Consider the following 13250-nt stretch of genomic DNA (forward strand, 5'->3'; position numbering starts at 1 on the left):
AGTGCAACCGCCAAAACCGCCTTCCGTTCATCAGGCCCAAAACCGGTTGTCAAGGCCTGGAGCGATGGCCGAAGGGGTATGACCCTTTGATTTCGCCAACCATAATAACGTGAATTTTGGTCTTGATTCACAGGGGTCATTACATTGTCTTCATAACAATTACATTTTACAGATTACTTCCATGTCTGTCAAGAGTGAAACGGATTAAAATATACAGTTACACTATATGAAACAGTAAGTATTTAAAAACTCTAGAACTTCCAGTAGGCGTTTACAAAAAATGGAAAACTTGAGCAAATGCGAACGGAGAGTCGGGCGGTGCGGCGTCACTTTAATAACTCCTTTAATACATTTATTGCTTTTAGTAATGCTTCCATTTTCAACGGCTTTAAAAATCCACTCTTGTGTATTGGTTTATCTACCTTTCTTTCACCTTCTAACAGAGTTATGATGTTAAGATCTATATCAAAGTATGAAAGCAAAGCGTGAGTTGATGGGCTGCCAAAATGAACTTCTTTAAAGACCTCCGAATAATCTCCCCCAAGTTGACTTTCTAATTGTAATAAAACAAATTTGACGTCAGGAAATACATGCTTTATTAAAGTACAATCCACAAGTATTCTCTTAAGCATCGCATTTTCCGTATATGCCTTACACTCTATAGAAATCTTAAAATTATTATCCACATAAACCTGAACATCAGGTTTTATCCTGTAATACATGTGCTCTATGTTCTTTATAATAAATTTTCTAACCTTGGGGCTCTTGATTTTCTTGATATACTTCCTATTGATGGGAATCTTTATTGTATGATGCCTAAAAGATAATCTATGTTCATTCATCTCTAAATCTTCCCATGCAATTCTTACAAGTTGTTCAGCGACACTTTCTACTAATTTTCCTTTATTTGCCCTTATAATCCCACCATATGCTCTCTCGTTTGACTTTTTTGCCCTTTTATCTATTCCTTGGACTAAATCTTCATATGTATTTATAATTCCTTGGAGTTCTTTAATTGCTTTCTCATTCATATTTTTTACCTCCTTTATCAAACAATGGTAATTGGATTAGTACACTTCGTAATCTTTCTTCTGCTTTTTTACAATATTCCTCTGAAATATCTATTCCTATATATTTTCTTCCAAGCCTCTTTGCTACAACACAAGTAGTTCCCGCACCGTTAAAAGGATCTAATACTACATCACCACGAAAGCTAAAAAGTTTTATCACTCTTTCTGCAAGCTCTTCTGGAAACATTGCAGGATGTCCATACTTTTTCATATTGTATTCAGGTGCTATGTCCCATTTTGCATATACCCATTTTTTAAACTCATCAGCAGTTATATCTGCATTCTCCTGTTTTCCATAATGCTTTAAGGTACCTTTGGAAAAAATTTCAAGAAATTCCCAAGTATATTTTAAATAAGGATTAGATGGACTTTTCCAGCTACCCCATGCTGTATATTTGCAGTTATAATTATGTTTTTCCCAAAGGATTTCTCCCTTCCAAATTAGTTTATTTTCCATAAAGAAATTTGAAATAATATGATGTATTGGAATATAATCTGAAAAAAGTGGTTGCACATTAACTATAATTCTGGCCCCATATTTAAGGACTCTTATACATTCTTTGAAGATTCTAAACAACTTATTAAAATATTCATTCCAGTTTATTCCATCCTTATGATTTTCGTAATCTAATCCAAAGTTATAAGGTGGTGAGGTGAAAATTAGATCAATACAATTATCTGGTAATTTTTTTAAAACTTCCTCACTATCTCCAACAATTATTTTGTTAATAAATTCCTTTGGAACCTCATTATTTTTTTTTGAGAAATTATGATCTTGTGCATAATAGTACTTTTTACGGATAACTTCTTTCAATTTTCTATTTCTAACTTTTCGTTCTTGATCATATCCTACATATACTCTTTTTCTTCCTTTTAATCCATAGCTCTTTATACTTTCTATTTTAGTTAGTATTTTTTTAAGAAGAAGTTTTGTATTATCATCTATAAAGTGTATTCTTAATGTTGTTGTATTTTTGAAATCAGAAAAATCAAGTTGGTTTAGATAGATTTTAATAGTATTAGCATTTTCTATTTTATAATATATATCTTCTGTTGGATATCGTGAAAACAACCTATCCAGTTCATTAATTATTTTATTATTTACCAAATGATTTATAGTAATGATCTTGTATTTTTCCTCGTTCATGTTCTTCACCTATAACTCTCTGATAATTTTTTCTTTTTTAATCTTTTCTTCAAGCCGCAGCACCCGATTACGCCCAATGCGTTGCGGACATACGAAGTCCCGCCTCTGGTGGGATTTGGGCGGAATGAGCGAAGCGTAGCCTTATGTCCGCTGTTAGGCGAAGGCTTTGCAGCTTTAAATATCATATTTCCATTCATAAATATTAGCGACCACCAAATCTTTTCCAACTTTTGCAGGGATTAAAATACGATGGTAATCCTCACCTTCAAACTGATCTATGCTTGATAGCTTATCAGAAAGAGATTCAGAAACAAACATCTTTGTATTAATTTCGTCAGCATCTGGGATCCATTTGAAATACTTCAATCCATGACGCTGTATAATCCTTCCTCTAATTTTGCAATCTTGCCATGTTCCGGCAATATTCTTTAATAACCTTTCATTGGGGGCGTTGGGCGCTAAGGTTCCATATACTACAAGTTTCTGATCCGGCTTATCAAAGATTAACTCCAGTAATTTGAGCAAGACAGGAATAACTACACCAGAGACCTTTTCGTCCCTTTCTGTTTTTTTTAAATCTGGACCATAGGGTGTTTTTTCTCCGTGAGCGATATTTGACCTTACAACGTAAAGAAGTTGTGCGGTCTTCTTTAATAATCTCTCTTTCGTATCATCTGAAGGATTTTCCTTATAGCTTCTATAGGCATTTACAAGTTGCAGATGTTCGTCTGTTGCCTCTCTTACTAGATGATGTCCTATCTCCTTATCTGGTCTATATCCTCTTCTCCGTAGTGTGTTGTGATTCATGATAGGAGGTTCAAAATTGACAAGATCTTGTAATTCTTTGCTTTTGATAAATTCTTCGATATACTTGTTAGGTATTCCCTCAATGAGTAATTGTCTGAAAGATAATATATCTGCTCTCTTTAGTTTTCCTTGGAAATCATTGAACGCCGTCCAGGTTTTATTTAAAGCATCAAATAGGTATCTACAGAGCTCCGTCTTTTTGTATATAGGGGATGTTCTCGTATAATTTATATGAGCTAAAATCTCTTGGAGATGCCCGAGCATACTTTCTATTTGCCACCAATAAGGCATAAACTCACCTCCTATAAGCTTTCGCCTAACTTAGTATATACGAACTTCACATTTTGCCCCAATATGGAAGGATATACGAACTTCATAATATCTCCAATTTTGGTAGTATATACGAGCTTTTCAACCATCCTTTTTATCACCTCCCATCAAATCCAGCGGACTTCTAATCCTCCTCAAATCTTTCATCGCAACATGAGTATAAATCTCTGTCGTTTTTGAGCTTTTATGTCCCAATTGCTCCTGAATGTATCTTAAATCAACTCCACTCTCAAGCAGATGGGTAGCAAATGAATGGTGCAAAGAATGAACAGTTACATCCTTTTTTATTTCAGCTTTCCTACATGCATTTTCAAAAATCTTCTGTACAGTTCTGGTTGTTATATGTCTGTATTTTCTCTGCCCCGAAAACAGCCGTTTTTCAGGCTTATATTTCCGTAAGTATTCTTTAAGTGTCTTCGATGCCACTTCAGAAAGTATTGTATAGCGATCCTTTCTTCCCTTTCCACCTCTTATTCTGATTAACCTTCTTTCCACATCCATATCTTCAACTCTAAGCCTTACAACCTCCCCAACTCTTAATCCTGCAGAATACATGAACATCAGAATTAGCTTGTGCTTAGTGTTGGTTATCGATGACAAAATCCCTGAAACCTCTTCCTGGCTAAAAACAGCAGGCAACCTCTTGTCCTTCTTCGGCCTCTTTATCTCATAAACAAATCTCCGCTTTAAAATCTCACCATAGTAAAACTTTAACGCATTTATTGCTATGTTTAAAGTTGAAGCCGAACAACCCTTTTCCGCCAAATAATACAGATAATTTCTCACGTCATCATTTGACACCTGATAAGGTGTTTTATTGCAGAATCTCAGAAATTCTTCATTGTAATGCAGGTAAAGCTTTACTGTTCTCCTGCTGTACTTTCTTGCCATCAGTTCTTTTCTCTGCTCATAGAACCAGACCGAAGTGTTGATCTCAACCTTTTCTCCATCAAATGTAGATAAAAGACTCTTCAACTGAGAATACGGGATACTCCAGCATTTCTTATCAGGGTGCCATCTGTAGCCTTTAACAGCTTTAATTTTCGCAATATAGTCTGGATTGTAAGGGGATTTGACCATAGCAGCATCTTTGCCGCTCTCAATCCTTATCATCTTATCCCTTAATCGTATTTGCCGCCTTCAAACCCGCAAACACCGGATCTTGGCGAGTTAACAACAGGCAGAAGCATTTCTTCTCCGCATTCATGTTCCTTTGCACATTTCTCGCAGAAATAGCAGTTCTCTCCCAGATTATCAACAAAGCACTGTGTGCAGACCCACTTTGCCTTTTCACCACAACCGCATGCTTTTTCAGGCGGATTGTTCCTTGCAAGAATTCTGACCTTCTCTTTAGCTTTACCCTTTCTTTCTCCCAAAACCTTAAGCCTCAGCTCTGTTGAGCTGCCAAAGTCGTAGATGTGGTAGAACTCCATTCCCGGATTCAGAACTTTGTTAACTGGTACGTTCATGTCTTTCGCCGTCGGATCCAAATCGAAATCGAAGTAATCGGAATGATAGCTAACACCTCCAATCTCGAAAGCACTCAGATGTCCGCAGCACTCAAGCCATAGATCTCTCAAAAATTGATCAAGATCTTTCAGCTTCGCATTAGCTTTAATTTCAATGTGAAGCCAGTATTGAGGTTCATACAGCCCATCAACCATGATGTGAAAGAGTTTTGTGTCTCCATCATTCTTCAGATGTGTTCTGAGGTGTTTTGTCATTCCCGCTTTGCTGAACGTTTGGTTGCAGAGATAACATTTTCCCTTCATGGTATACTTCCCGTACTTTAAAAATAACTCAGTGTCAATTGGGATGGGACAAGAGAAGTTTTGGGTTTTTGGTTCTTTGGTTCCGAAGGTGAGAGTGCCGTAAACTGGCAGGAAATATTTGGTGAACTCAGATATGTGAGAGGTGAGATGTGAGGCGTGAGATGTTGGGATTCACTTTCCTCTCACATCTCTCACATCTCACATCTCACATCTCACATCTCTCACATTTCAAGTCAAGGGGCCTTAAAAGGGTTGATCTTTTCATAGCTGACGGTCTGAGAGGACTTGAAGAGGCTGTTTTCAGGAAATTTCCTGGATCGAGATTCCAGCTTTGTGTGCTTCATGCCGTTAAAGGGTCTCTGAAAAAGGTCAGAAAAAAAGACAGGGAAGCGGTGGCAGAATCTCTTAAGGCCATTTACAGGGCATCAAACCGGGAAAAAGCCAGACAGGCCCTTATAGAGCTCAAGGAAAAATGGGGAAAGATGTATCCTGAGGTGGTTAAAAGGTGGGAGGAAAGCTTAATAATCTCACCACCTTTATGGACTATCCTCAGGAAATCAGAAGATTCATATGCACCACCAATCAACTGGAAAGGCTTATGAAAGAAATAAAAAGAAGGGCCAGGGTTATAGAGGTTTTTCCGGTCCGTAGGCTGTCTACAAAATGGTGTATCTGATACTATCGCATATGAACGAAAAATACAGACAAAAAAGCTTACCGGGATTCCGGGAAACCATCGCTAAATTCAGAAAAGCCTCTTCCCCTACGGACATATTTGACTAAACACTAAGGCTACGGCTGGCGGCCCTGCGTTCCGCCGCGCTTTTTTCGCACTTATTTCACAAATTCTTTTGAATGGCTCTTCGTAACGGTTGTCTCAACTTTTTGTGGCGCGATTAAATGTGAGTGATTACTATTTTCTTAAAAAACTGTCTGAAAGGAAAATAAAAGGAGTTGCTATGGAGAAAATCAATAAGGCCCGGGAGCTTGAGCAATACGGTATTGACGCCTTCGTGCGGGATGATGAGCGACCCGACAGGGAATTTTACTTAAAGCCCAGGTTCGTACAGCACGTGGACAGCACGGCTTTAAACACCATAAGCCACATAATAGGTACTCTCATCGTTGAGGAAAGTCCCCGCATCCTGGACCTCATGGCCAGCTGGGATTCTCACATTCCAGAAAAGGTTCGACCCGGAGAGGTGATAGGTCTCGGCCTCAACGAAGAGGAGCTGAGGAATAACAAAATTTTAACGGATTACGTGATACACGATCTGAATGAGGATCCCACCCTGCCTTTTCCCGATTCACACTTTGACGTCGTTATAAACAGCTTATCTGTTGATTACATGACCAGGCCGATAGAAGTCTTTAAGGAGGTTGGAAGAATACTCGTTCCGGGAGGTCTTTTTCTTGTAATCTTCAGCAATCGTTATTTTCCTCCGAAAGCGGTTAAGATATGGAAGGAGATGTCTGAAGAGGAAAGGATACTTTTGGTGATTGATTATTTCAAGAAAAGCGGGTTTTTCAGTGAGCCGGAAATTTTCATATCCCGGGGAAAGCCCAGGCCCAGGGATGATCGCTATGCACATATGGACATACCCAGCGATCCCGTCTATGCCGTTAATGCGGAAAGGCCTGGAGCGAAGGGCGGCCCCAGGAAACGACCCAGGCCGGTTGATCCGGACTTGCCCGATTTGCCGAATATGTCACGAGATGAGTTAAAAAATTGGGTTTCCCACACCAAATCGTGCCCCTACTGTGGACAAAGGCTTTCAAAATGGAAGGTGCCCTTGACCCCCTTTACGGAGTGGGATACCGACTTCTTTTACGTATGCTTTAACGACCTCTGTCCTTACTTCATGCGGGGATGGATGGCTATGCTTGAGCAGGGAAATCTGGGGTTTTCTTACAGGTTTCGCTATAATCCTGTCAGCGGCGGAATTGATCCCATGCCTGTTCCTCATCCCAGAGCCTACAGGGAAAGTATAGTGGAGGATGAGTGATATCTGAGTAGCCGGCAATAGAGGGGTTGTTGTACTTGATTTGAAACCGAAAAGCGTTAGCATTCAACTAACCGGGGTAATTCAATTAAGAGAGAAGGAGGGTAGGTATGCCTGAGTTCGGACATCCTTTTGCAGGGTTGGCTCATGACAGAAAGCTGACAAAAGAGGAACTAATCAGGGCCATACGTTTTGCCATTGCGGCCGAGTACGAAGCCATTCAGCTTTACATGCAACTTGCCGAGTCAACGGATGACAAGCTGGCTCAGGAGGTCCTTAAAGACATTGCCGATGAAGAGCGGGTGCACGCCGGAGAATTTCTGAGACTGCTGAAACACCTGGCGCCGGATGAAGAGCAGTTCTACAAAGAAGGTGGCGAAGAGGTCGAAGAAATAATGAAGAAGCTCGGTATATCCACTTAATCCCGGTCATCGTGAGGGGCGCAGGAGCCCCTCACGATTTTTCTCCGGCCCGGTAGCTTCACGATAAAAGTACTGCCCACACCAGGGGTGCTCTCCACTGAAATGGTTCCGCCAAGGCGTTCGACTATATGTTTTACAATGGAAAGCCCAAGCCCCGTTCCCCCTGTTTCTCGACTTCTGGATCGGTCAACGACGTAAAACCTTTCGAAGATCCTGGGGATGTGTTCTGCGGCAATGCCTATTCCGGTGTCGCTGACGGAAAGGGTTACTGCGTCATCTTCGGTTTCACAGACGGATATTTTTACCTCACCTTCCCTGGTGTACCTGATGGCATTATCCACCAGGTTGATGAGCAGCTCCTCCAGCTTCAAAGGATCCGTTATGATTTCCACATCAGAATGCACGCTGGCCCTGAGGCTCAGACCTTTCTCTTCTGCTTGCCTTCTGTAAAGCTCGACCACTCTGCGAACGACGTCGCGCAAGTTCACGGGTACTTCCTGGAAGGGTTGCTCTACATCGAGCTCGTGCAAAGTGATCAAACCCTCTGCTATATCCGATAACCTGTTTACGTGGCGATATATCACAGAGAGATATCGTTTTTTCGTTTTGTCCCTTTCATCTTCCAGGAGGGTTTCGACATAGCCCTTTATTGCCGTAAGGGGGGTTTTTATCTCGTGAGAAATATTTGCCACGAGATCCTTTTTAATGCGCTCTGTTTCTTTTAATGCTGAAATGTCCTGAAAAGTTAAAAGGATTTTTCGGCGAGATCGAATGTGAGTGCCGGTCACAAGATAGACCCTTCCCTGAAGGTGAATTTCTCTGAAGGAACTTTGCGGTTTTTGCCTGAATTCCCGAATGAATTCGTTTACCCTGCCTTCCCGGAAGCATTCCCAGTAGTACTTACCTTCACAGGAGCCGTTCTGTGCGAGGCCTGTGGTCATGAAACCTTTATTCATCATCAGTATGCGACCCTCCACATCTATGACCACAAGACCCACGTTCAGGCTCTCGACAAGAGATCTCAGCTCTTCCCGTTCTTCCTTTAACTCCTTGAATAATTTCTCCAGTCCTCTGGCCGTCTCGTTTATGTGTCTGGCAATGGCTCCCATTTCTCCGGTGATGCTGGAAGGCAGGCGTGTGTTGAAATTTCCCGAAGAGAGCTCTTCAAGTGCCCTGCCTATCAATCTGATGGGTTTGTAAAGGGAACCTGCATGGAGAAAGGCCAGAACCGCCGCCAGCAGGATTACCAGAATTCCCGTTACGGCCATACGACCTTTTAATTTGTTCAAAACGGGGCGTATTTTGTCGGCAAAGAGGCTCACCCTTACAATTCCCACCGGTTTGCTCCCGTCGTCTATCCGTAATGCATGGTACAGTAGCGTGTGTTCGACGGTGGTGCTGAACCGAAAAGATGACCCGGTGCCCTGCGTCAGTGCGAGCCGTATTTCAGGGCGGTTGGCGTGGTTTTCCATCTTTTGGGGATCTTCTTCCGTATCGCCCAATACTCTGCCGGATGGGTCAATCACGGTTATGCGAACGCCGAGCCGAGACCCGTTAAGCTTGGCAAATCGATCGATGGAATCGGTGGAACCGTCTTTCAGTAAAGGAAGAAGCTGATCCGAAAGTGATATGGCGAGGCCGTTGAGGTGGTTTATGAGCTGTGACCTGTAAAAGCTTTCGACGTCACGGAATATTAAGGCAAGTGTAAGAAAGGTAAGCAAAACAATCAGCAATACGATGCTGATGAAAAAGCGGAAGAAAACGCTCTTATCCCAAAACGGCATAAATTGCCCTCTGTGCCTTAAACTACTCCGCTTCTATCTTGTAGCCTACGCCTCTTATGCTTTTTATCAACTTTCCGGCCTTTCCCAATTTTTCCCGTAGATTTTTAATATGAACGTCAATGGTTCTGTCGACCACGATCTTTTCCCCGCCCCAGAGGTTTTCCAGAAGCTGTTCTCTTGTGAACACCCACCCTTTTCTGCGGGCAAGAACGGTAAGGATTCGGAACTCCGTAGGGGTCAGGCTAACCTTCCTGCCTTCAACGAGAACTTCAAAACGACGGGGGCTTATTGAAAGAACGTCACCTATCTGTAATATTTCCTCCTCGTCACTCTGTTCAAGCCTCCTGAGAACGGCTCGAACCCGTGCAACGATTTCTCTGGGCGAAAAGGGCTTGGTTACGTAGTCGTCGGCTCCGAGCTCCAGCCCGAGCACCCTGTCTGAAACTTCTCCTCTTGCCGTCAGCATTATGATGGGTACACGGGCCGTGCGCTCGTTTTTCCGAAGTATCCTGCACAGGTCCATTCCGTCCATGTCCGGAAGCATGAGGTCGAGTATGATGAGGTCCGGCAGTTCCGTTTGCAGAGCATTGAGGAGCGACGTGGCGGAAAGAAACGTTTTTACCCGGAAGTCGCTCTTCTCCAGATGGAGCTTTACGAGGTCACACAGATCGGGTTCGTCGTCAACAACGAATATCGTCTTCCCCTTCATGATCCTTGCTGCCTCACAATTGCTCGTCTCTTCCGTGTTTGCTTATCTCACCCCGGATTATGAAGAGAGCGTATTCGGCTATGTTTGTTGCAAGGTCGGCAACACGCTCAAGGCTTCGGACCACCCTTGTTAGGTTCATGTAAACCGCACTCAGCTCGGGCCGCTTCTTGATTTCTTCCGTAAATATGCGAACGCACTCATCTCGAAGTTTATCCACGTGATCATCCCGGACAAGTACGTCCTCGGCCAGTTTTGCGTCTTCTTTGACAAAGGCGGTCAGAGCATCGTGGAGCATTGACAGGGCGGCGTTGGCCGTGGAGGATACGATACCCTCCACGTTTCGAAAGTCGTAAGGAATAATCTCGACGGCGCTTTGCGCTATGTTTACGGCGTGGTCTCCCGCCCTTTCGATGTCGTAATTTGCCTTGAGTATCGTAAGCAATGTCCTCAGGGCTTTGGGGCCCGGCTGGTAGAGTGCCGCTATCTGAGTGCAGAGTTTATCGATCTCTATGTCGTATCCGTTTACTGTGGGTTCATCCTGTTCTATAACCTCATGTAGCATTCCCACATTTTTTTGCAGAAGGCCCTGAATGCTTTTCTGGAGCATTGACTCCACCAGTGATGCTTCGGTAATCAGAAGCTCCCGAAGCCTGTTCATCCTTTTTTCCAGCATGGTTCTTCTCTCCGCTTTAACCGAATTTTCCGCTGAGATATTCTTCCGTACGGCGGTCTCTGGGCGCCGTGAAAAGCCTCTCCGTAGGTCCAAACTCCACAAGCTCTCCCAGATAAAGGAAAGCAGTGTAGTCGGCAATCCTTCCGGCCTGCCCGATGTTGTGTGTGACTATCATTATGGTTACCCGTTCTTTGAGCGAGACCAGGAGTTCCTCGATACGGGCAGTTGCTTTGGGGTCAAGTGCCGATGTTGGTTCGTCCAGCAGCAGCACTTCTGGTTTCATTGCAAGGGCACGGGCTATGCAGAGTCTCTGTTGCTGACCGCCCGAAAGGAAGGTTCCTTTTCGGTGCAGGATGTCTTTCACTTCATCCCAGAGTGCCGCACTGCGAAGAGCCTGCTCCACAATCTCGTCGGCTTCGATCCTGGAAAGTTTCATCCCGTTGAGTTTGTAACCTGCTATGACGTTATCGTAGATGCTCATTGTGGGGAAGGGGTTGGGTCTCTGAAACACCATGCCGATGCGCCGGCGTACCATTATGGGGTCGAGAGAGAGAATATCGGTGTCTCCAAGCCATATACGACCCTCTATCCTGCCCTCGGGGGACAGTTCATGCAGCCTGTTAAAACACCGCAAAAGAGTTGTTTTCCCGCAGCCCGAAGGTCCCATAATGGCCGTTATTTTTAACCTGGGCACTTCCAGGTTGACGCCTTTCAGGACCAGATGGTCTCCGTAGTAGGCTTTGAGATTTTCGGTAACTAGAATTGAACTTTCCATCTCCGTGTTCCCATTTTAGCCGCAAGGTTAAGGCAAAGAACGAGAAAGGCCAGAAGAAGGGATGCACCCCAGGCCTGTTCCCACCATTGTGGATAGGGAGAAATTGCGTAGTTGAAGACCACGAGGGGAAGGGCGGCGACGGGTTTGAGTGCGTTGAGATTCAGGAAGGGGCTTCCGAAGGCTGTGAAAAGGAGCGGTGCCGTTTCTCCGGCAATTCTGGCAACTCCTATCAGTATTCCCGTCGTTATGCCGCTCATGCCTGCCGGAATGATCACTTTGAGGATCGTTTTATAGTAAGGTACGCCCAGAGCCAGGGCAGCTTCTTTTAGAGTATCCGGAATGACCTTAAGGGTTTCCTCGGTGCTGTAAATAACCATAGGTAACATCATTATCGCAAGGGCGATGCTTCCCGAGATGGCCGAGAAGGATTGCATGGGCTTTACAACCCATATGTAGACGACAACGCCGAGAACGATTGAAGGCGAGCCCTGAAGGATGTCCACGGCAACTCGGGTCCAGTAGGAAAGCCTGCTTTCCCTGGCTTCGGCAAGATAGAGCCCTGCTCCCACGCCCAAAGGGACGGCCATCAGAGCGGCGCACAGTATGAGCATGGACGTCCCGACGATAGCGTTTAAAACACCTCCCCCTTCTTCACCGATAGGCCTTGGAAGGTGACTTATAAACTGCCAGTCTATTACGGCGATACCTTTTCGGGCCAGGTAAAAGAGGATGAGCATTAAGGGAAAAAGAGATGTGAAGGCGAAGAAGAAGATAAGGCCTTCCATGAATTTGTTGACGATAAGGCGTCGCCTATAGGACCCGGCTTTCACGGTTTTTCCCTCACCGTAAGTTTCTTTATTACGATACGGCCGACTATGTTCATGATTGTGGTGAACAGAAAAAGAAGAAGCGCAACGGCTATCAGGGCAGAAAGGTAAATGTCGTCGGAAGCTTCGGCAAATTCGTTTGCTATAACACTGGCCATCGTGTTGGCCGGATCGAAAATGCTTTTTGGAAATTCGTTTCTATTCCCGATAACCATGGTAACCGCCATGGTTTCACCTACGGCTCGTCCGAGGGCCAGCAGGATTCCCGCAAAGATGCCCGAGTGTGCGTAGGGAACTATTACGTAACGCAAAACTTCCCATCGTGTTGCTCCCAGGGCATAAGCCGCCTCTTTCAGATCCGCCGGAACCAGCCTTATGACCTCTCTTGCCACCGAGGCGGTGTAAGGAATGATCATAACGGCGAGTATAACCGAGGCCGTGAAAATGCCTACACCGTAGGGCATGACCCCGAGCTTCATTTCCAGCTTCTGTATGAAAGGTGCAAGAACCAAGAGCCCCCAGAAGCCGTAAATTACCGACGGTATTCCGGCCAGAAGGTCCGTTGCGCTCTGGAAAAAGACCGACAGGCGACCCGTGGGAAAGTATTCCCCGAGAAAGAAGGCTATCGAAAGAGAAAAGGGCAGGCTGACGAAGACGCCGAGAAGAGCCGTGATGACCGTACCGGTCAGGAAAGGCATTGCCCCGTACCGGTGACGCAAAGGATCCCAGGTGCTGTTCATCAAAAATGCTATACCCGAGTGGCGGAACACCGGTAAGGAGTTAATAATGAGGGTTAGGCAGAGCCCTGATACGAGCACCAGAGTGGCTACGGCACAGGACTTGACGACCAAATTAAAAATTCTATCCGACCTTTGTTTCACCCTCTACGGCCTCTCAACACTATGACTTCCCGATCAAAGGCAGAGCAGGT

Annotated in this window: 15 protein-coding genes; 4 read left to right on the top strand and 11 right to left on the bottom strand. The window is 44.4% G+C overall.

Annotated elements, in window-relative coordinates; genetic code table 11:
- Positions 1–326 precede the first annotated feature (326 nt).
- From BM091_RS12390 to BM091_RS12410, 5 genes are all read right to left on the bottom strand, one after another.
- Positions 327–1031 carry a restriction endonuclease gene (locus BM091_RS12390; RefSeq protein ID WP_093396199.1) on the bottom strand — a complete coding sequence of 235 codons (705 nt, stop codon included), beginning with the start codon at positions 1029–1031 and terminating at the stop codon, positions 327–329.
- Positions 1024–2217, bottom strand: a complete 1194-nt coding sequence (locus BM091_RS12395; protein WP_093396200.1) for a DNA-methyltransferase — start codon at positions 2215–2217, stop codon at positions 1024–1026. The genes BM091_RS12390 and BM091_RS12395 overlap by 8 nt, the downstream gene beginning before the upstream one ends.
- 174 nt (positions 2218–2391) lie before the next feature.
- Complete coding sequence (locus BM091_RS12400) at positions 2392–3315, bottom strand: gamma-glutamylcyclotransferase (protein WP_093396202.1); 924 nt, start codon at positions 3313–3315, stop codon at positions 2392–2394.
- A 120-nt stretch (positions 3316–3435) separates the two neighbouring features.
- Positions 3436–4467: a site-specific tyrosine recombinase/integron integrase gene (gene xerA / locus BM091_RS12405; RefSeq protein WP_218148896.1), complete on the bottom strand. Its 1032-nt coding sequence runs from the start codon at positions 4465–4467 to the stop codon at positions 3436–3438.
- Positions 4468–4475: 8 nt separating this feature from the next.
- Positions 4476–5126: an IS1096 element passenger TnpR family protein gene (locus tag BM091_RS12410; RefSeq protein WP_093396203.1), complete on the bottom strand. Its 651-nt coding sequence runs from the start codon at positions 5124–5126 to the stop codon at positions 4476–4478.
- Positions 5127–5287: 161 nt separating this feature from the next.
- On the opposite strand from BM091_RS12410, the gene BM091_RS12415 reads away from it, so the two are divergent.
- From BM091_RS12415 to BM091_RS12430, 4 genes are all read left to right on the top strand, one after another.
- Positions 5288–5728 (top strand): transposase, encoded by a 441-nt coding sequence (locus BM091_RS12415; RefSeq protein ID WP_218148897.1) that lies wholly within the window; start codon positions 5288–5290, stop codon positions 5726–5728.
- Positions 5665–5802, top strand: a complete 138-nt coding sequence (locus tag BM091_RS14580; protein WP_093396205.1) for a transposase — start codon at positions 5665–5667, stop codon at positions 5800–5802. Before BM091_RS12415 ends, BM091_RS14580 begins: the two co-directional genes overlap by 64 nt.
- A gap of 283 nt (positions 5803–6085) precedes the next feature.
- On the top strand, positions 6086–7132 hold the full coding sequence (locus BM091_RS12425) for a class I SAM-dependent methyltransferase (protein WP_093396206.1): 1047 nt from the start codon (positions 6086–6088) through the stop codon (positions 7130–7132).
- Between the two features lie 107 nt (positions 7133–7239).
- Complete coding sequence (locus BM091_RS12430; protein ID WP_093396208.1) at positions 7240–7551, top strand: ferritin family protein; 312 nt, start codon at positions 7240–7242, stop codon at positions 7549–7551.
- Here BM091_RS12430 and BM091_RS12435 read toward each other — a convergent pair.
- The 6 genes from BM091_RS12435 to pstC are packed head-to-tail and all read right to left on the bottom strand — an operon-like array spanning position 7548 to position 13200.
- Positions 7548–9335: an ATP-binding protein gene (locus tag BM091_RS12435; RefSeq protein ID WP_093396210.1), complete on the bottom strand. Its 1788-nt coding sequence runs from the start codon at positions 9333–9335 to the stop codon at positions 7548–7550. The genes BM091_RS12430 and BM091_RS12435 overlap by 4 nt on opposite strands.
- Before the next feature lie 22 nt (positions 9336–9357).
- Entirely contained in the window at positions 9358–10044 is a 687-nt protein-coding gene (locus BM091_RS12440) for a response regulator (protein WP_093396211.1), read from the bottom strand.
- 13 nt (positions 10045–10057) lie between these two features.
- The gene (gene phoU / locus BM091_RS12445) at positions 10058–10717 is read right to left on the bottom strand and encodes a phosphate signaling complex protein PhoU (protein WP_093396213.1); all 660 of its coding nucleotides are present in this window, start codon (positions 10715–10717) and stop codon (positions 10058–10060) included.
- A gap of 16 nt (positions 10718–10733) precedes the next feature.
- Positions 10734–11492 carry a phosphate ABC transporter ATP-binding protein PstB gene (gene pstB, locus BM091_RS12450; RefSeq protein WP_093396215.1) on the bottom strand — a complete coding sequence of 253 codons (759 nt, stop codon included), beginning with the start codon at positions 11490–11492 and terminating at the stop codon, positions 10734–10736.
- Positions 11474–12322, bottom strand: coding sequence for a phosphate ABC transporter permease PstA (gene pstA / locus BM091_RS12455; RefSeq protein WP_218148898.1), 849 nt, complete (start codon positions 12320–12322; stop codon positions 11474–11476). The genes pstB and pstA overlap by 19 nt, the downstream gene beginning before the upstream one ends.
- Positions 12319–13200 (bottom strand): phosphate ABC transporter permease subunit PstC, encoded by an 882-nt coding sequence (gene pstC / locus BM091_RS12460; protein ID WP_177193648.1) that lies wholly within the window; start codon positions 13198–13200, stop codon positions 12319–12321. The genes pstA and pstC overlap by 4 nt, the downstream gene beginning before the upstream one ends.
- Between the last annotated feature and the right edge of the window lie 50 nt (positions 13201–13250).

The sequence above is a fragment of the Thermodesulforhabdus norvegica genome, from assembly GCF_900114975.1.
Taxonomy (GTDB): Bacteria; Desulfobacterota; Syntrophobacteria; order Syntrophobacterales; family Thermodesulforhabdaceae; genus Thermodesulforhabdus; species Thermodesulforhabdus norvegica.